The organism is Pseudomonas sp. LBUM1645 (assembly GCF_059716185.1).
Genome location: NZ_CP166811.1, coordinates 4298600 through 4318631 on the forward strand (window position 1 = coordinate 4298600; position 20032 = coordinate 4318631).

The window sequence follows — 20032 nt, forward strand, 5'->3', positions numbered from 1 at the left end:
ATGCTCAAGTGAACGGACACTTGTTGATCATGTACCGCTGTTGGTCATTGCTCTGGAGCCTGTCGATGAAGCGTGACATCCGTTTGCTGATCGTCGACGACAACATCGCCACGCGCTACGCCCTGCGCCGACGCCTGGAACGACACGGCTATGAAGTACTCGAAACCGGCACCGGCACCGAGGGCCTGGAGCTGATCGACAGCGTGACGATCGACGCGCTGATCCTCGACGTCAATCTGCCGGACATGAGCGGCTTCGACATCGTGCGCAAATTGCGCGCCGAACCCGCCACTGCCCTGCTGCCGGTGATTCAGGTCTCGGCGGCCTCGATCCAGACCGGCGACATCATTGCCGGCCTGGACGCGGGCGCCGATGCCTACCTGATCCACCCGGTGGATCCGGATGTACTGCTCGCGACCTTGCGCACCTTGCTGCGGGTGCGTGATACCGAAAATGCCCTGCGCGAAAGCGAGGCGCGGTTTCGGGAAATCTTTGTCAATGTATCGGCGCCCATCGCCGTGCTGGATGCCGAGTTGAAGGTGCATGAATGCAACCATGCCTTCGCGCAGCTGATTCAAGACAACCTCAACCCGGACACCCTGCGCGAGTGCTTTGCCGAGGATCAGGACGTCGTCATCGAGGAACTGCGCCTGCGCCTGGCCTATGGCGAGCGTTGGAAAGGCACCCTGAGCATGCGGGTCCACGGCGAGACTCGCGAAACCGAGTGGCAGATTTCGCCGTACCGCACGCCGGAACTGAGCCTGGTGTTTGTCGAGGATGTCACTGAACACCGACACCGCAAACGCTCGCACCTGGCCCGGCTTGACGACGCCACTACCCAGTTGGCCAAAGAAGTCGCCGAGCGAGCGCGAACCGAAGCTCAACTGCTGCAAGTGCAGAAAATGGATGCACTGGGCAAGCTGACCGGGGGCATCGCCCACGACTTCAATAACTTGCTTACTGGCATCATCACCAGCCTGGAACTGATTCAAAAACGGATCGCCGCTTCACGCACCGACAAGGTTCAGTTTTACGCCGAAGCCGCCTTGAACTCGGCCATGAGTGCCGCGTCCCTGACTCATCGCCTGCTCGCCTTCGCCCGCCAACAGCCACTCGATACCCGGCCCGTGGACATCAACGAACACGTGCGTTCCCTTGAAGAACTGCTGGTGCGCACCATCGGCGAGCGCATCACGCTGAAACTCGAATTAACCTCTAAACCCGCCATTGCCCTGGTCGACCCTATTCAGCTCGAAAGTGCGATGCTCAATCTGGTGATCAATGCTCGCGATGCCTTGCCCCAGGGCGGCAACATTTGGGTCAGCACCTATGCCGCCTATTCCCATGGCGACCCCAATCTGGCCGATGGTGCGTATGTCGCGTTGTCGGTGCGCGATGACGGTACCGGTATCGAACACAGCGTGATCGACAAGGTGTTCGACCCGTTTTTCACCACCAAGCCGCTGGGCCAGGGCACCGGGCTGGGGTTGTCGACCCTCTACGGGTTCGCCCGGCAATCGGGTGGCGATGCACACATCCGCAGCGTCGCGCGTCGCGGCACCGAAGTCACCATCATGCTGCCGGCCAGCTCTGACCCCACAGCCGGCGATGCTGAGCCAGGCACCGGCGATCATCAGGGTGCCGGCGAACATGTGTTGATCGTCGAGGACACGCCGTCGGTGCGCATGTTCGTGGCCGAAGTGTTGGTGGATGCCGGTTACCGTTGCACGCAGGTGGGCGACATCGAAAGTGCCCTCGAACGCCTGCAAAACGATGAGTCCATCGACCTGCTGCTGACGGACGTCGGACTACCACGCATGAGCGGCCGCGAACTGGCCGATGTGGCACGGAGCTGGCGCAAAAAGCTGCCGATCCTGTTCATGACCGGTTATGCCGAAACCGCCATCAACCGTCAGGTGTTCCTCGGCGATGGCATGGAGATGCTGATCAAGCCGTTCCAGATCAATGAACTGCTGGGCAAGGTGCGGCGCACGCTCGACAGCGCTTAAAGATCAAAAGATCGCAGCCTTCGGCAGCTCCTACAGGTGTACGCCGATCCTTTGTAGGAGCTGCCGAAGGCTGCGATCTTTTGATTTAGCCCAGGACTCTGGCCAAAAAGGGTGCCGTCCGGCTCTTTTTGCTGTTGGCGACTTTCTGCGGCGTGCCACTGACGACAATCTTCCCGCCCTGATCCCCCGCCCCCGGGCCGATGTCGATCACCCAGTCACTCTGCGCCACCACGCGCATTTCATGTTCGACGACGATCACCGTATGCCCCGCCGTCACCAGCGTATTCAACTGTTCGAGCAAGCGATCGACATCCCTTGGATGCAAACCGGTGGTGGGCTCGTCGAGCACATACAGGGTTGCCCCACGCTGGTTGCGTTGCAGCTCGGTGGCCAGTTTGATCCGCTGGGCTTCACCGCCCGACAACTCGGTCGCCGGCTGGCCGAGGCGCAGGTAACCCAGGCCAATATCGCGCAGCACCTCCAGCGAGCGGCGAATGCCCGGTTGCTCGGCAAACACCGTGACCGCCTCGTCCACCGTCAGTTGCAACACCTGGGCGATGTTCAATCCTTGCCAGATGATCGCCAGCGTCTCGGGGTTGTAGCGTGCGCCGTGACAGGTCGAGCACGGTGCATAGACGCTGGGCATGAACAGCAACTCGACGCTGACAAAGCCTTCACCTTCGCACGTCGGGCAACGGCCCTTGGCAACGTTGAAGGAAAACTGGCCCGCGTCGTAACCCTCGGCCTGCGCCTCGGGGGTTGCGGCGTACAGTTTGCGCACGTTGTCGAACAGCCCGGTGTAGGTCGCCAGGTTCGAGCGCGGTGTGCGGCCAATGGGTTTCTGATCGACTTGCACCAGGCGCTTGATCGATTCCAGTCCCGCCGAGACCTGACCGCCGCTGACTTGCGGTGCTTCATCCTCAAGGCTCAACGCTTCTGACTCGCTGTCGCTGGTCGCGCGCCCGAGATGCGCGCCCACCAGTTCCAGCAGCGCCTGACTGACCAGACTTGATTTACCGGAACCGGAGACGCCCGTCACCGCGGTAAAACAGCCCAGCGGAAACTCGACGCTGAGGTTGTTCAGGTTATTGCGGGTGATGCCCTCGAGCCGTAGCCAATCGTTCGCCTTTCGGCTGGCTTGGGGCTGAGTGACCTGCTCGGCGAACAGATAAGCGCGCGTCTGCGAGTTCGTCACCTGCGCCAACCCTGGCGGCGGTCCGCTATACAGGATTTGGCCGCCATGCTCGCCGGCCGCCGGGCCCACGTCGATCAGCCAGTCGGCGCGGCGCATGGTTTCCAGGTCATGTTCGACCACGAACAAGGTGTTGCCGGCGGCCTTCAGACGTTGCAGCGCTTCGAACAATGCTTCGCCATCTGCCGGATGCAGACCGGCCGACGGTTCATCCAGCACGTAAATCACGCCGAACAACTGCGAACCCAATTGCGTCGCCAGGCGCAGACGTTGCAACTCACCGGACGACAGCGTCGGCGTGCTGCGTTCCAGCGCCAGGTAACCGAGCCCCAGATCGGTCAACGTGCTGACCCGTTCCAGCAAGTCCTGAGCGATCCGCTGCGCGGCCAGGCGTTTCTCCACTGACAGGTTCGGTGTGTGGCGTACATCCGGCGCGTTGGCGTGACCACTGGCGCCGTGGGCCACTCGTTGCTCGCGGGCTTCGCGGGTCTGGTCGTGCGTCAATACTTCGCCCGCCGCCTCGGTCTGTTCGAGGTAGCTGTGAGCGGCCACCGGTTTCAAGACTTCGGCCACTTGCAGCAACGGCATCTGCGACAGTTCGCCAATGTCGTAACCGGCAAAGGTCACCGACAACGCCTCGCGTTTGAGCCGTTTGCCGTCGCACAACGGGCATGGGCTGCCGAGCATGAATTGCGAGACGCGCTTTTTCATCAGCGCGCTTTGGGAATGGCTGAAGGTGTGCAGGATGTAGCGCCGGGCGCCGGTGAACGTGCCCTGGTAACTCGGCTCCATGTTGCGTTTGAGCGCGATTTTGGTTTCTTCGGGAGTGAGCCCGGCATACACCGGCACCGTGGGCGTTTCTTCGGTGAAGAGAATCCAGTCGCGCAGTTTTTTCGGCAGATCGCGCCAGGGTTTGTCGACGTCGTAACCCATCGTCACCAGGATGTCGCGCAGGTTCTGTCCCTGCCAGGCGGTGGGCCAGGAGGCGACCGCGCGCTGGCGAATGGTCAGGCTCGGGTCCGGGACCATCAACGCTTCGGTGACTTCATACACCCGCCCCAATCCATGACATTCGGGGCACGCGCCCTGGGGCGTGTTGGGCGAAAAATCTTCGGCATAGAGCATCGGTTGCCCCGGCGGATAACTGCCGGCCCGGGAATACAGCATGCGGATCAGGCTCGACAACGTCGTCACGCTGCCCACCGAAGAGCGCGTGCTCGGCGTACCCCGTTGTTGCTGGAGCGCCACCGCCGGCGGCAAGCCTTCGATGGAGTCGACGTCCGGCACCCCGACCTGATCGATCAGGCGCCGCGCATAAGGCGCCACGGATTCGAAATAGCGGCGTTGCGCTTCGGCGTAGAGGGTCGAGAACGCCAACGACGATTTCCCCGAACCGGACACGCCAGTGAACACCACAAGGGCGTCCCGCGGGATGTCGACATCGACGTTTTTGAGATTATGTTCCCGGGCGCCGCGCACCCTGACCATGCCGGAGGGGGGATTGGAAGTCATGAGCAGCCTTGATTGGAAGGTTCAAAGAAATGCGGTTCACCTGTAGGAGCCGAGCTTGCTCGCGATGGCGATCTGTCTGACACACCGCCATCGCGAGCAAGCTCGGCTCCTACAGGGTGATCGTTCCCAGGGTGGATCGAGTCAGCCGTTGAGCACGGTGCGCACCATTTGGGTCAGCGCCTCGGGCCCATAAGGTTTGCTCAGCAAGTAAGTGTCGGGGCTGAGTTGGTGATTGCGCGAAATAATGTCACGGGTGTGGCCCGAGGTGAACAGCACAGCCAGCGGCGGTGTCTGCATCTTGGCCCAAGCGGCCAGGTCCGAGCTTTTGATCAGGCCGGGCATGACCACGTCGGTGAAAATCAGGTCTACCACGGCGCCATCCAGCAACATCTGCATCGCCACGTCACCGTTGGCCGCCGTCAGCACTTGATAACCTTCTTCGCGCAGTAACTCCACCGCGGAGCTGCGCACCGCCTCGTTGTCCTCGACCACCAGAATGGTTTCGTGTCCGCCTCGCTGTTGCGGGTCATGACGTGTCGTTTCGTTGAGTATCGGGCGCAGGCTGCGAGGGAAATACAGCTGCACCCGAGTGCCCTGCCCGACCACGCTGGAAATCTCGATATGCCCGCCACTTTGCTTGACGAAACCGAACACCATGCTCAGGCCCAACCCCGTACCCTGGCCATCGGCCTTGGTGGTAAAAAACGGTTCGAAAGCCTGCGCGAGCACCTGCGGCGACATGCCGATACCCCTGTCAGCCACCGCTACGCAGACATAGTCGCCGGCAACGATGCCCTTGCCTGCACAAAACTTGCTATCAAGGGCAATGTTCTCGGCGCTCAGATCAATGGTCCCCTCGCCGTTCATGGCGTCCCGGGCATTGATCGCCAGATTGAGAATGGCGTTTTCCAGTTGATTGTCGTCCACGTAGATGTGCCAAAGAGCTTCAGCCGCGGCGACATTGATCTGGATGGTTTCCCCCAACGCCCGCTGCAACAACTCCCCAAGTCCATCGAAGACTTGGCGCAGATCGCAGACCGCTGGCGACAAGGGCTGACGACGGGCGAACGCAAGTAGTTGCGAAGAGAGCTTGGCGCCACGTTCGACCGCGGCAATCGAAGCGCTGACCCGACGCTGCACGTTGGCGTTGTCCGGTTCATGCCGAGCCAGCAAGTGCAGGTTGCCGGCGATCACCTGCAACAGGTTGTTGAAGTCATGGGCCACACCGCCGGTGAGGCCGCCGATGGCTTCGAGCTTCTGCGATTGACGCAATTGTTCTTCAGCGGCCAGCCGCGCTTCGACTTCGTCGGCAACGCGTTGCTCCAGGTTGCGGGTGAACTTGAGCAGGGATTCTTCGGCGGTCTTGCGTTCGTGAATGTCGATCAACACCCCGGGAAAACGGAACGGTTCGCCCTGCTCATTGAACTCGCAGCCACCACTCGCCTGCACCCACATATAACTGCCATCCGGGCGCAAGACCCGATACTCGGCGTTAAAGGGTTCGCCGGTTTCCACTGATTGATTGATCTGCTCCTGCACCCAGCTGCGGTCATCGGGATGGATCCGTGCTTCGGCGATGTCCGTTGGCAGGTCGGCCAGGTTTTGCTCCGGCGGGTAGGAAAAGGTGCGGGCGAAACGCTCGTCACCGGAGAGCGCATTGCCCTTGATGTCCCAGACGAACGAGCCGAGTAAAGCCCCGGCATTGAGCGCCAGGCGCACCCGTTCGTTGTCAGCATGATAGGCGTCCTCAGCGGCCTGACGGCGGCGCTCGGAAATCACATGTTCGGTGGTCTCGACCACCATCGCCATGACCCCGGCCGGTTTCCCGTCATCATCCGCCACCGGGCTGTAATAGAGGTCCAGCCAGACGTCTTCGGGAACCCCATCGCGCAGCAACTCCAGGACTTTGTTGCGATAGGACAAGGTGCCGCCGGCCAGGCAGGTGTCGACCACCTGCCGATTGAATTCGGCGACTTCCGGCCAACCCAGTTCCACCGGGGAGCCCAACAGGTAAGGATGGCGGCCACCGGCGAACTTCGAGTACGCATCGTTATAGATCATGTAACCGGGTCGGCCCCACAGCATCACCATCGGCAGTGGCGACGCGAGCATCAACTGCACCGCACTGCACAAGCTTCTGGGCCAGGTGTCGATGTTCCCAAGCTCAGTCAGGCTCCAGTCGAACGCACGGATGCGCCCGGCCATTTCACCGTTCCAGCCTGCACACCCATGGCTATCGTCTAGAAACTGCATTGACTGACTCTGTATCCCTGTAGATGACTGGCTTAAGGGATCGCAACGGCATGAGGACGGCGCGTGCCCGTTTGTTTCGAGCATCGCCGTCGCCAATGGTTTCATAGAGGTTAGCTGATTCTTGATTTGCAGATTTTTGTGGGTTTGCCCTGATGGCTTTGCAGCTGCAAGTACTGTGTTGAGCATCAAACCTCGATCAGGTGCTTGAGCGGGTGGTAGCCGGTTTTCAGCGTGGCGGCGACGTCGAGAATGGCCTTCTCGATGCCATTCAAATGCATGCAGGTCAGTTCGATCGCGGCGCTCTGGTTGCCGGCTTCGATGTACTCGATCAGCCGCAGGTGCTCGTCGTCGCGGCAAGCTTCATGACTGTCGTCATCCAGCGCAGCGGCGTACAGCGAGGCGCGGGAAATCAGCTTGCGGAACCAGTCCAGCAACACAGGGTTGTTCAGGCTTTGCGCGAGTTTGATGTGGAACTCACCAAGCAGATGAATCAACCGTTCATGGTCGCCGCTGCGGTGCGCTTCATCCTCCAGCAACAGGTGATCACGCAGATCCTGGGTCACTGCCGTATCACGTCGACGACAGAGCTCGGTGACGATGCCGATCTCGATCAGGCGCCTCGTTTCAAACAGCGAGCGAATCTCCTCATCACTGGGCAACGACACCGACGCCCCTTTGTTGGGCTCGGTGGTGACCAGGCCATCGGCCTCCAACTGCTTGAGCGCGGCACGAACCGACGTCCGGCTGACATTAAAAAGTTCGGCCAATGACGCTTCGCCGAGCTTCATCCCGGGACGCAATGAACGTTTGCTGATCGCCTCGTAAACCCCTTGGTAGACGCGGTCGACCGTGGTCTCGAGTTTTTTCTCAGTCATCTGAACACTCCTTTAGCGCTAAACAACCGGCCCCAGGCGATGAGCAGCCTTTGAAAAAGGGGGTTGCACGAGCAGATTAATCCGGTTATTTCTAGATTGCATCCAGATATTGCATACAATAATTAGAGGAATGCACCAATATGGGTCATCCAACAGCGATTGAAGTGCGTAACGTCTCCAAGCGGTATTCCGACGATCCGGGGCTGGCTCCAGCCCTCGACAACGTTTCAGTCGACATTGCCGACAATGAATTCTTCACCCTGCTCGGCCCTTCCGGCTGCGGCAAGACCACCTTGCTGCGCACCATCGCCGGCTTCGAACAGGTCAGCGAAGGCGAGATCCGTCTGGCGGGCGAACCGGTCAATGATTTGCCACCGTTCAAGCGCCGGGTCAACACAGTATTCCAGAGCTACGCGCTGTTTCCGCACATGAGCGTCGCGCAGAATATCGCCTTCGGCCTCGAGATGCAGGGTCTTGATCGCAAGCTGATCCCGCAACGGGTCGATGAGATGCTGGCGCTGGTGCAAATGCAACACCTGGCCCAGCGCAAACCGGCCGAGTTGTCCGGCGGCCAGCAGCAGCGCGTGGCCCTGGCCCGGGCCCTGGCGCCGAAACCCAAAGTGCTGTTGCTCGACGAACCGTTGTCGGCGCTGGACTTGAAGCTGCGCAAGGAAATGCAGGTCGAACTCAAGCGCGTACAGAAGGAAGCCGGGATCACCTTCATTTTCGTCACCCACGATCAAGAAGAAGCCCTGACCCTGTCCGACCGTATCGCCGTGATGTCCGCCGGCAAGATCCTGCAAATCGGCACACCGAACGATATCTACGAACGGCCGCAGCACCAATTCGTTGCGCAGTTTATCGGCGACATCAACTTCCTCCCCGGCCACCTCAAGCGCGGCCAGCAGAACGAAAAGCTGTTCGTGCCGAGCGGCATGCCGGTGGAAATCCCCTGCCCGGCTCAAGGCTTCGACGGCACCAAAGTGCAACTGGCGTTCCGCCCGGAGCGCTCACAATTGGTCGACCTGGAGCAACCGCATCACCTGCGCGGCGTGATTGAAGCGGTGTTGTATGTCGGCACCGCGACCCTTTACCAGTGCCGGTTGAACAACGACATCAAGGTCATGTTGCGCGAGAACAACGAAGGCCTGAACCGCGGTCGGGTGGTCGGTGATCGCGTCGCGGTCAATCTGCCGCCCCACGCCTGCCTGTTGATGGAGGCCTGAGATGAGCGTCAGCAGCACTTCTCCCGCCCTCAACCGTGCGCTGTTGCTCAGCCCGGTGGTTCTGACTTTGCTGGCGCTGATCGCCATTCCGCTCGGCATCATGGGCTACATCAGCCTGTTGCCGCGCAACGTGTACGGCGGCGTCGACTGGCAGGCCAACTGGCAATTGCAAAGCTACGTGCAGCTGTTTTTCCAGGAAGGTTTCGACGGTGAACTGGAGCTGAACTGGGTCTACGCCCAGGCGCTGTTGCGCTCGGTGTTCCAGGCCGGTGGCACCACGTTGCTGTGTTTCCTGTTCGGCTTCCCGGTGGCGTTGTGGATGTCGAGCCTGACACCGCGTCGACGCAACCTGATGGTGTTGCTGATCACCATTCCGTTCTGGACCAACCTGCTGATCCGCAACTATGCCTGGCTGATCATCCTGCGCGAGCATGGCTGGGTTGCTCAGAGCCTCAACGCGCTGTTCCCGCAGGCCGGTGGCATCACCCTGCTCTACAACGACTTCGCGGTCAGCGTCGGGCTGGTCTACAGCTTCCTGCCGTTCATGATTTTGCCGATCTACTCGACCCTGGAAAAACTCGACTGGCGTCTGGTGGAAGCGGCCTACGACCTCGGCGCCAATCGCTGGCATGCGTTGCGGCGGATCATCCTGCCGCTGTCGATGCCCGGCGTGATTGCCGGTGCGCTGCTGGTGTTTGTGCCGAGTCTCGGCGCCTTCATCACCCCGGCGATTCTCGGCGGCGGCAAGACGCTGATGATCGGCAACCTGATCCAGCAACAGTTCGGCACCGCGCGTAACTGGCCGCTGGGCAGTTCGCTGTCGTTCCTGCTGCTGGGGATTCTGCTGCTCTCCCTGGTGCTTTACGCCCTTTATAGCCGCAGCACCGCCAAGACTCTGCGTCGGGGAGCTACCGCATGATCGCCCTGCACCTGAAAAAACTACCGCTGACCCGCGAAGTCAGCCTGTTGATCCTGGCCTATCTGTACGTGCCGATATTCGTGCTGATCGCCTACAGCTTCAACGCCAACCGTTCGGCCACGGTGTGGACCGAGTTCTCCTTTGCCTGGTACGGAAGGATTCTGGCCAACCCGTCGATCCAGACCGCCGCGCTGAACTCGATCATCGTCGCCGGCATTGCCACGGTCTGCGCCACGGCGATTGCGCTGCTCGCGGCGCTGGCGACGTACCGACCGTTCTATGGACAGAAGATGGTCGAGGGCGGGATCAACCTGCCGCTGATCCTGCCGGAGATCGTCACCGCCGTGGCCACGCTGCTGCTGTTCATGGCGCTGGGGATCAAGCTCGGTTTGCTGACGGTGATCGTCGCGCACATCGGCTTCTGCATTCCGTTCGCCTACCTGCCGATCCGTGCGCGGCTCAATGACCTCGACAAGAGCTTGCTGGAGGCGGCGAACGATTTGTACGCCAACCCGTGGCAGGTGTTTCGCCGGGTGACACTGCCGCTGTTGTGGCCGGCGGTGTTGTCCGGTTCGGTGTTGGCGTTCGTGGTCAGCCTCGACGATTTCATCATGACCTTCTTCGTCGCCGGACCCGGTTCGACGACGTTGCCGGTGTACATCTTCTCGGCGATCAAATCCGGCGTCACGCCGGAGATCAACGCGATCTCGACCCTGATGCTGGTGATTTCCATCGTGCTGGTGGTGCTGGCCTTCTGGCTGGGACAGCGCGGCAAAAACCAATGAGCCCTTTCCTTCGCGGTACTTTCGGAGCGTAAAACCATGATGTTGAAAAACACGATCTTCAAAAGCATGCGTTACGGCGTCGCCGGTCTGGCCCTCAGTTGCTTCAGCGTTTTCACCGCGCAGGCCGCCGAACCCAAGGAATTGTTCTTCTACAACTGGACCGACTACTACCCGGTGGACCTGCTGGCCAAGTTCGAAAAGGAGACCGGGATCAAGGTCACCATGGACGGCTACGACAGCAACGAAACCCTGCTGGCCAAGTTGCAGGCCGGTGGCGCGGCATATGACGTGATCGTGCCGTCGCAGTCGATCATGCGCACGTTGATCAACCAGAACCTGCTACTGCAAATCAACGCGTCGACCCTGCCCAACTTCCAGTACGTCAAACCGGCCTTCCGCGACCCGAGTTTCGACCCGGGCCGCAAGTTCTCCGCCCCGTACCTGTGGGGCACCACCGGGTTTTCCTATGACAGCGCGCGGGTGCCCGGCGGCAAACTGGACGATTCGTGGAAAGAGTTCTTCGAACCACGCAAGGAACTGGAAGGCCAACTCGCCGCCCTCGACACCTCCAGCAGCGTGATCAACGCCGCCAGCCATTACCTGAACGTCGACGAATGCAGCGAAAACCCGCAGGACGCCAAGCGCATTCTGGAGCTGCTGCAAAAACAGAAACCGCACTTGAAGATGTACAGCTCGGACAACACCGTCGACCGCATGGCCTCCGGTGAAGTGATCATGATGCAGAACTGGAACGGTTCCACCGCCCGGGCCACGTTGCAAAAAAGCACCATCAGGTACGTGTACCCGCGCGAAGGCCTGGCGATGTTCCAGGACAACTTCGCCGTACCGAAAAGCGCCCCGCACCCTGGTAACGCGAAGATCTTCATCGACTGGATGATGAAGCCGGAAAACGCCGCCGCCGTGTCCAACGCCATCGCCTACGACAACGGCATCCAGAGCGACAAGCTGATCGACGCCAAATGGCGGGTGATGGACGCGATCAACATGCCCGACGAGTTCGCCTCGCGCCTGCGCCCGGAGAAAGAGTGCAGCAACAAGGCGCGTGAGCTGCAGGACCGGATCTGGTCGAAGCTCAAGGGCTGATCAGCTGACTTGAGACCGAGTCGCGGCCATCGCGAGCAAGCTCGGCTCCCACAGGGTATTGGGTTGTTCACACATTCCATGTTCAACACAAAACCACTGTAGGAGCCGAGCTTGCTCGCGATGAGGCCCGCCCAAACACCACAAAATTTGAGGCTTGATATGACCCAACCCCGCTGGCTGCGCAACGTGCGCCCCTACGGCTCCCCCGCCGAAGACCTGCTGATCGAAAACGGCCTGTTCAAGCAACGCCGTCCTGCATCAAGCGCCGCACTGACCACCACCGACATCGACGGCCAAAACCAGCTCCTCACCCCGGCCCTGGTAGAAAGCCACGTCCACCTCGACAAAACCCTCTGGGGTCAACCCTGGCGCCCGAACAGCGCCGGCCCGACGCTCAAGGACTACATCGCCAACGAGCGCCGCGTGCTGCGTGAAGTCCAGGCGCCGATTGCCCAACGCGCCGGCGCCTTGCTGGAAAACTGCATCGCCCGTGGCTCGCTGACGATGCGTTGTCACGTCGACATCGACCCGGAATTCGGCCTGCGCCACGTCGAGGCCATGCAACAGTTGCGCGAAAGTTACCGCGACCTGATCGACCTGCAACTGGTGGTGTTCCCACAAACCGGCCTGATCAGCCGTCCCGGCACCGCCGAACTGATGCGCGAAGCCATGGCCCTGGGCGTGGAAAACGTCGGCGGTCTCGATCCGTGCGGCATCGACAATGACCCCATCGCCCAGCTCGACTTCGTGTTTAAGCTGGCCAGTGAATTCGAACGTGGCGTCGACATTCACCTGCACGACAAGGGCGAACTGGGCCTGTGGCAGATCGCACTGATCGCCGACTACACCGAACGCTTCGGGCGTCAGGGTCGTGTGATGATCAGTCATGCGTACTGCCTTGGGATGTTGCCGTGGAGCCAGGTCAAACCGGTGGCCGAACGCCTCGCGGCGCTGGGCATTTCGCTGATGAGTTCGGCGCCAGCCGATTGTGCTGTGCCGCCGTTCCTTGCGTTGCGCGAGACCGGGGTGAACGTGTGCCTGGGTTCGGACGGCATTCGCGATGCCTGGTCGCCCATGGGCAACGGCGACATGCTGGAACGGGCGATGCTGCTGGCCTTTCGTTTCGACTTGAACAAGGACGATGAACTGGCGGCGGCGTTCGAAGCCGCCACGGCAAATGGTGCTCGGGCGTTGGGCTGTGAAGGTTATGGAGTGGAGATCGGTGCGCCGGCGGACTTTTTGCTGATGCCGGTGCAGACGCTGGGTGAGGCGGTGGTGTCGCGTCCGGTGCGGCAGGTTTATCGCGGCGGTGAGTTGATCGCTACAGCTGGCAAACTTTTGGACAGTCGCTTGTGAAAAGGATTGGATTGAAAGCCAGTTGCGTGGTCGGGTTCGACGGCACCCAGCATGTGCTGTGGCGCGACGGCGAAGTGGTGTTCGAAGGTTCGCGCATCGTGTTTGTCGGGCGTGACTATCCGGGCCCGATGGATCAGTGGATTGATTACGGCAACGCGTTGATCGGTCCGGGCTTCATCGATCTGGATGCGCTCGGGGATCTTGATTCGACGGTGTTGACGCTGGACAACGGCGATGAACGCGACATGGGCCGGATGTGGTCCGAGGACTACCTGGCGGCGGGTCCGCGGGAGAGTTACAGCCCCGATGAAGAAGTCTTCAAATACCGCTACGCCTTCACTCAGCTGATCCGCAACGGCATCACCACCGCCATGCCGATCACCTCGATGTATTACCGCGAGTGGGCCGAAACCTACGACGAATTTTCTGCGGTGGCCGGTGTGGCGGCCGAGTTGGGGCTGCGGACTTACCTCGGTCCCTGCTACATGAGCGGCATGGGTTACTGGCGCGCCGATGGAAGCCTCGGGCATCACTGGGATGAAGCGCGAGGCATGGCCGGGCTCGATGCGGCTGTCAGGTTTTTCCGTGATTTCGACGGTGCACACGAGGGTTTGATTCGTGGCGCGCTGCTGCCGGACCGCATCCAGACCTGCACCCCGGCCCTGCTGCAACGCACTGCCGCGCTCAGCCTGGAACTGAACGCGCCGATGCGTTTGCATTGCTGCCAAGGGCTCGGTGAGGTGGCGATGGTCGAGCAACTGCGCGGCACTTCGCCGCTGGGTTGGTTGCAGCAACTGGATCTGTTGACCCCGCGCAGTCTGCTGCCCCACGGCATCTACACCTCCGGCGATGACGATCTGCAACGCGTGGTGGATGGCGGCGCGAGTCTGGTGCATTGCCCAGTGGTGTTTGCCCGTGACGGCGAGGCGCTGAACTCATTCGGTCGCTATCGGGCCAAGGGCATCAACTTCGCCTTGGGCACCGACACCTGGCCGGCGGACCTGCTGGAGAACATGCGCCAGGGTTTGAACATCGCCCGACTGATGGAGGGCGGCAACTCGCTCACCTCCACGCTGGACCTGTACAACGCCGCCACCCTCGGCGGCGCCAAGGCTTTGGGCCGCGATGATCTGGGCCGCTTGGCGCCGGGCGCCAAGGCCGACATCACGGTGTTCAGCCTTCGCGGCCTGCATTTGGGGCCGCTGTTCGACCCACTGAAAAACCTGGTATTGGCCGGGCGCGGTGACGACTGCATCGCCAGCTACATCAACGGCCGCTGCGTGATGCAGGACGGTCAGGTTCAAGGCGTCGACTACTCCGCCCTGCAACGCCAGGCCCAACAACAATTCGAAAAACTGATGCGCAGCCACAGCGACCGGGCCTTCGGCCAACCGGACTGGAAAGGCCTGTTCAAACCGGCCATCCCGTTCGCTGACGACTACAGCGCACACGCGCCGCTGAGCGCGATTGATCCCCTTCTTTAGAGAGTCCTGCCCATGCAAAGCTTTGACTTCAGCCAATTGAGCCCGCGAGACAAGTACAAGATTCTGATCGGCAGCGTGGTGCCACGGCCGATTGCCCTGGTCACCACCATCGACGGCGAAGGTCGGATCAACGCCGCGCCCTTCAGCTTCTTCAACGCCCTCTCGGCCGACCCGCCGATCCTCGCGTTGGGCGTGGAAAACTACGGTGACCAAAGCCCCAAGGACACCACGCGCAATATCCAGCTCAACCAGGAATTCACCGTGAACATCGTCAGCGATGCCCTGGTGGAAGCCATGAACGTCTGCGCCGTGCCGTTCGCCCCCGGTTTCGACGAATTGACCGCCGCTGGCCTTACCGCGATTCCCGGCACCACCGTCAAGTGCCCGCGAATTGGCGAAGCCCCCGTGGCGCTGGAGTGCCGACGGATGATGGCGCTGTCCATTGGGCAGTCACGGGAGATTATCTTTGGCGAAGTGCTGATGGCCCATGTGCGGGATGAATTGATCGACCCGAAAACCTTGTACATCGATCAGTTGGGGCTCGATGCGATCGGGCGGATGGGTGGGCATGGGTATGCGCGTACGCGCGATTATTTTGATTTGCCGACACGGTCGTTGCAGGCGTGGACGGAGGCGCCGGGGGGTGGGGAGCGGTTTTGGCCAGAAGCCAAATAGAACTCTGCCCACGTACCCAAACCCTGTAGGAGCTGTCGAGTGAAACGAGGCTGCGATCTTTTGATCTTGTTTTTAAAAAGCAAAGTCAAAAGATCGCAGCCTCGTTTCACTCGACAGCTCCTACAGGGGGTGTTGTAAGGCAGAGATCAGTGGAAATCCCGGCTACGCACGCTAATGCCGTCGAGCAACGGGCTCAAATCGCTCAACCGTCCGGCAATCAAATGCCGCACTTCGCCCTCCTTCTCCCAGCGCCCATCAACCTTGAGCAATTGCGAGCCAACCAACACCTGGCGCTGCCGGTCGGCCAGGTCGCGCCAGACAATGACGTTGACGTTGCCGAACTCATCTTCAAGGGTGACAAAGGTCACACCACTGGCGGTGCCCGGACGTTGTCGACCGGTCACCAGCCCGGCGACGCTGACCGGTCGTCCATGCTCGACCTCCAGCAGTTCCTTCGAACTGCGGCAGCGCCGGGCTTTCAATTCACCCCGCAGCAACGCCAGCGGATGCGGACCGAGCGTGGTACCGACGCTGTTGTAATCGGCTAGCAGGTCCTCGCCGACGGTGGGTTTGGGCAACGACACCGCGCCCTCCTCCTGACTCGGCAGACCGGCAAACAAACCGAGCTGTTTCTGCACACCCGCCACTTCCCAGCGAGCCCGATGACGGTCACCGGCCAGGCCACGTAGCGCACCGGCATCGGCCAGTTGCTCCTGGGCACGGGCGTCGAGTCGCGCCCGTTCGCCGAGGTCGGCAATGTCGATAAACGCCCCCTTCGACCGTGCGGCTTCAATGCGCAGGGCATCGTCCTCACGAAAGCCCTTGATCATCCGCAACCCCATGCGAATCGCCGGTTGAGCTCCGGTGATCGGTTCGAGACTGCAATCCCAGTCACTGGCGCGCACGTCCACCGGGCGAATCTGCAAATGATGCCGGCGCGCGTCCTGCAGAATCTGGTCCGGGCTGTAGAAACCCATGGGCCAGCTGTTGATCAGCGCACAGGCGAAGGCCGCCGGCTCGTGGCATTTCAACCAGCAACTGGCGTAGGTCAGCAAGGCGAAACTGGCGGCGTGGGACTCGGGAAAACCATAACTGCCGAAGCCTTTGATCTGCTCGAAGATCTGCGCGGCAAACTCGGCCGTGTAGCCGTTTTTCTTCATCCCGGCGGCCAGGCGATCCTTGTGCGGCTCCAGCCCGCCGTGGCGTTTCCAGGCGGCCATGGAGCGGTGCAACTGATCGGCCTCGCCGGGGCTGTAGTCGGCGGCGACAATCGCAATCTGCATCACTTGTTCCTGGAACAGCGGTACGCCCAGGGTGCGCTTGAGTACGGTTTCCAGTGCCGGGGACGGATAGATCTCCGGTTCTTCCTTGTTTCGGCGGCGCAGGTACGGATGCACCATCCCGCCCTGGATCGGTCCCGGACGGACGATCGCCACTTCAATCACCAGGTCATAGAAGGTCCGGGGTTTGAGCCTCGGCAGCATCGACATCTGCGCCCGGGACTCGATCTGGAACACGCCAATGGTGTCGGCACGACCGATCATGTCGTAGGTTTGCGAGTCTTCGGACGGGATCGTCGCCAGGCTCAGGTCCCGATGGCGATGACGGCGCAACAGATCGAAACAGCGGCGGATCGCACTGAGCATGCCCAACGCCAGGATATCCACCTTGAGCAGCCCGACGGCATCGAGGTCGTCCTTGTCCCACTGGATGATGGTACGCTCGGCCATGGCAGCGTTTTCCACCGGAACCAGGCTGTCCAAAGGCTGCTCGGAAATCACGAAACCGCCGGGGTGCTGGGACAGGTGTCGGGGGAAACCGATCAGTTGCCCCGTCAGGCTCAGCACCCGGCGCAGCACCGGGCTCTCGGGATCGAATCCGCCTTCAAGCAGGCGTTCCACGGGCGGTGTTTCATCACTCCAGTGGCCACAGCAATCGGCCAGGGCGTTGATCTGATCCGGCGGCAAACCCAAGGCCTTGGCCACATCACGCACCGCGCCAGCCGCGTGATACGTGCTGACCACCGCCGTCAACGCCGCGCGGGTCCGGCCATACCGCTGGAACACGTACTGCAGGACTTCTTCGCGGCGTTCGTGTTCGAAATCGACGTCGATGTCCGGCGGTTCGTTGCGCTCTTTGGAGAGAAAGCGCTCGAACAACAGCGTGGTGCGATCAGGATCGATTTCCGTGATGCCCAAGGCAAAACACACCGCCGAGTTGGCCGCCGAACCACGGCCCTGACACAGGATTTTTTGCTCACGGGCGAATCGCACAATGTCGTGAACCGTCAGGAAATAGCTTTCGTATCCCAGCTCGGCGATCAGCTCCAGTTCCTTGTCGATCTGCGTCAGCACTTGGGCCTGCGGGCCTTTTGGCCAGCGCCACGCAATGCCCTCCTCGGTCAAATGACGCAGCCAGGACGTGGCGGTCTGGCCTTCTGGTACCAACTCCCGGGGATACTGATAACGCAACTGCCCGAGATCAAAAGTGCAGCGCCGGGCGATGTTCAGCGTTTCGTCGAGAAGTGTTTGTGGATAGATCGATTGCAGCGCATCGAGACTGCGTAAATGCCGCTCGCCATTGGGATGAAGGCGCAGCCCGGCCTCCGCCACCGGCACGTGATGACGGATCGCGGTCATGGTGTCCTGCAAGGCGCGTCGCCCACGGGCGTGCATGTGCACATCACCGCTGGCCACTGCCGGGATTCGCAGTTCGCCCGCCAGGGTCAGCAGCGCAGTCAGTCGTCGGGTATCGTCCTGGCCGCGATGCAGCTGGACGGCCAGCCACAGACGTTCGGCGAAGGTCTGCTTCAGCCAGTGGCCCTGTTCAAAGTCATCGACGGCGTCCGGCACCCACAGCGCCAACAGCCCCGGCAAGGGCTCGCTGAAATCTTCCCGCAGCACTTGATACTGGCCTTTCTGCGTACGGCGCCGCGCTCGGGTAATCAGTCGGCACAGGGTCTGGTAACCCTCGATACTTTCCACCAGCAACACCAGTTTCGGACCGTCCTCGATGCGCACTTCGCTGCCGATGATCAGTGGCAGCTCCACGGATTTGGCCGCTTGCCAGGCGCGGACGATACCGGCCAGGGTGCATTCATCGGCGATCGCCAGGGCCTGATAGCCCTGATTTTTCGCCCGCTGAAAGAGTTCGAGGGCACTGGAAGCACCGCGCTGAAAACTGAAGTTCGACAGGCAGTGCAGTTCGGCATAGTCGATGCTCATGCGAACCAGCCTTGCAGCCACAACGGGCCGTCCTCACCGACCGCACGATAGGCCCAGCCCTGCTGGCCGGAACGGGTTTCGATCAGGAAGTAATCGCGGCGCACATCGGCACCGTCCCACCAACCGGACTCGATGCGTTCCGGCCCCATCAGGATACGCGTCGAACCTTCGTGCACCGCCAGCGGTTCAGTCAGCAGCCAGCCCGGACGTTGCACCGCAGGCAGCCCTGCACAGCGCTGACTGTCGGCACTGGCCTGCCACGCGCATTCCGGTCGGTGATCGGCCTGGAACCGCAAACCCTGCACCGCGTCATCTCCCAATCGCGCGCGCAAGCGTTCGCGCAGTTGCTCCCACGGCAAGGACTGCTGCGGGCGGTCGTCGAACAGTTCCTGACGCTGGGGAACGAAGGCCGGCAAGTCTTCGGCGCGCAGGCGAAAACCGCGCACCGGGGCCTCGACCTGGACGTGCTCCAACCGGCCCCGGGCCAGCTCAAAGAGCATCGCCGGATCACGTTCGGCGCTGAGCAGGCCGACCTTGATGACGGTGTCCGGCAACCCGGCGTGTTCCAGGTGCAGGTCGAAACGCTGCACGCCGCTGTCCCGACCGCAAAGAAACGCCGACAGGTCGCCGGTCAGCCGGCGTAACGGAAACAGCAGCGCCTGATGGGACTGCACGTCGAAGTTGAGCTCGATGCGCACATCGAACCGGTCCGGCGGCAAGTAGAACGCCAGCGCCAGCCGCCGTAACCCGAGCAAGGCGTCCAGATGCTTGAGCACCTGGGCCTCGAAACGCCGGGCCAGGCTATGGCGAGGCAACGCCTGAATCTGACTCAAGGTGCGTAACCCCATGCGCGACAACGTGGTGGCAACGCTGGTTTCCAGCCCGATCCGATCGATGGGCAACTGCCCAAGATGATGTTGCAAGGCTTGGTCGTCGGGCACCACCAGACCGTCATAAGCGTTGGCCAGCACCCGCGCTGCCACCGGGTTGGGGGCAGCAACAATCCGATGGCGAAAGCCCAGCTCGCCGAGCTCGGCCCGCAACCGCGCCTCGAACTGCGGCCAGGCGCCGAACAATCCCAGGCTGGACTCGATTTCAAACACCACCGCACGCGGGTAATGCACGCTGACTTGTGAACTGAATCGATAAGCCCAGGCGGCCAGAAACTGCTGCCAGTGTTCGATCTCGGCAGCGTCGTATTCAGCCGTGACAAACCCTTTGCTCAAGGCCTGGGCGGCGGTCATCGACTGGCCCGGGCGCAAGCCCAGCGCCCGGGCCGAAGCGTTGACCGCTTGCAACACCCGACGCTGGGCCGGGCCGGTCAGCAACGCCAGCGGCTCATCGGGATCGGCGCGCTGACGCAGTACCGCGTCCAGCGCCAATTGCGGGAAGAGAATGCACACCCAGCGCATGGCAAC

The 20032-nt window shown here is 61.6% G+C and carries 13 protein-coding genes; 8 read left to right on the forward strand and 5 right to left on the reverse strand.

The features are described 5' to 3' along the window. Positions 1-65 precede the first annotated feature (65 nt). Complete coding sequence (locus tag ACA079_RS19095) at positions 66-2009, forward strand: PAS domain-containing hybrid sensor histidine kinase/response regulator (RefSeq protein WP_497700492.1); 1944 nt, start codon at positions 66-68, stop codon at positions 2007-2009. A gap of 85 nt (positions 2010-2094) precedes the next feature. Here the strand turns inward: ACA079_RS19095 and uvrA are convergent, their stop codons facing one another. The 3 genes from uvrA to ACA079_RS19110 form a co-directional block, all read right to left on the reverse strand. Next, the gene (gene uvrA / locus ACA079_RS19100) at positions 2095-4713 is read right to left on the reverse strand and encodes an excinuclease ABC subunit UvrA (protein ID WP_497700493.1); all 2619 of its coding nucleotides are present in this window, start codon (positions 4711-4713) and stop codon (positions 2095-2097) included. Between the two features lie 141 nt (positions 4714-4854). Further along, positions 4855-6966 (reverse strand): hybrid sensor histidine kinase/response regulator, encoded by a 2112-nt coding sequence (locus tag ACA079_RS19105; protein WP_497700494.1) that lies wholly within the window; start codon positions 6964-6966, stop codon positions 4855-4857. Positions 6967-7151: 185 nt separating this feature from the next. Continuing rightward, positions 7152-7841: a GntR family transcriptional regulator gene (locus ACA079_RS19110; protein WP_008154995.1), complete on the reverse strand. Its 690-nt coding sequence runs from the start codon at positions 7839-7841 to the stop codon at positions 7152-7154. Between the two features lie 140 nt (positions 7842-7981). On the opposite strand from ACA079_RS19110, the gene ACA079_RS19115 reads away from it, so the two are divergent. The 7 genes from ACA079_RS19115 to ACA079_RS19145 all read left to right on the forward strand — a co-directional run bounded on the left by ACA079_RS19115 (position 7982) and on the right by ACA079_RS19145 (position 15390). Then, a complete protein-coding gene (locus ACA079_RS19115) occupies positions 7982-9067 on the forward strand; it encodes an ABC transporter ATP-binding protein (protein WP_497700495.1) in 1086 nt (361 codons plus the stop codon). A gap of 1 nt (position 9068) precedes the next feature. Continuing rightward, positions 9069-9986 (forward strand): ABC transporter permease, encoded by a 918-nt coding sequence (locus tag ACA079_RS19120; RefSeq protein WP_046052935.1) that lies wholly within the window; start codon positions 9069-9071, stop codon positions 9984-9986. Further along, positions 9983-10771 carry an ABC transporter permease gene (locus ACA079_RS19125; RefSeq protein ID WP_046048507.1) on the forward strand — a complete coding sequence of 263 codons (789 nt, stop codon included), beginning with the start codon at positions 9983-9985 and terminating at the stop codon, positions 10769-10771. The genes ACA079_RS19120 and ACA079_RS19125 overlap by 4 nt, the downstream gene beginning before the upstream one ends. Positions 10772-10810: 39 nt before the next feature. Beyond that, entirely contained in the window at positions 10811-11875 is a 1065-nt protein-coding gene (locus ACA079_RS19130; RefSeq protein WP_497704347.1) for an extracellular solute-binding protein, read from the forward strand. Positions 11876-12034: 159 nt separating this feature from the next. Then, positions 12035-13231, forward strand: a complete 1197-nt coding sequence (locus tag ACA079_RS19135; protein WP_497700496.1) for an amidohydrolase family protein — start codon at positions 12035-12037, stop codon at positions 13229-13231. Next, positions 13228-14715, forward strand: a complete 1488-nt coding sequence (locus ACA079_RS19140; RefSeq protein WP_497700497.1) for an amidohydrolase family protein — start codon at positions 13228-13230, stop codon at positions 14713-14715. Before ACA079_RS19135 ends, ACA079_RS19140 begins: the two co-directional genes overlap by 4 nt. Before the next feature lie 12 nt (positions 14716-14727). Next, on the forward strand, positions 14728-15390 hold the full coding sequence (locus tag ACA079_RS19145) for a flavin reductase family protein (protein WP_129443589.1): 663 nt from the start codon (positions 14728-14730) through the stop codon (positions 15388-15390). Between the two features lie 146 nt (positions 15391-15536). Here the strand turns inward: ACA079_RS19145 and ACA079_RS19150 are convergent, their stop codons facing one another. Further along, complete coding sequence (locus ACA079_RS19150) at positions 15537-18635, reverse strand: error-prone DNA polymerase (protein ID WP_497700498.1); 3099 nt, start codon at positions 18633-18635, stop codon at positions 15537-15539. After that, a complete protein-coding gene (locus tag ACA079_RS19155; protein WP_497700499.1) occupies positions 18611-20026 on the reverse strand; it encodes a Y-family DNA polymerase in 1416 nt (471 codons plus the stop codon). The genes ACA079_RS19150 and ACA079_RS19155 overlap by 25 nt, the downstream gene beginning before the upstream one ends. Positions 20027-20032 lie beyond the last annotated feature (6 nt).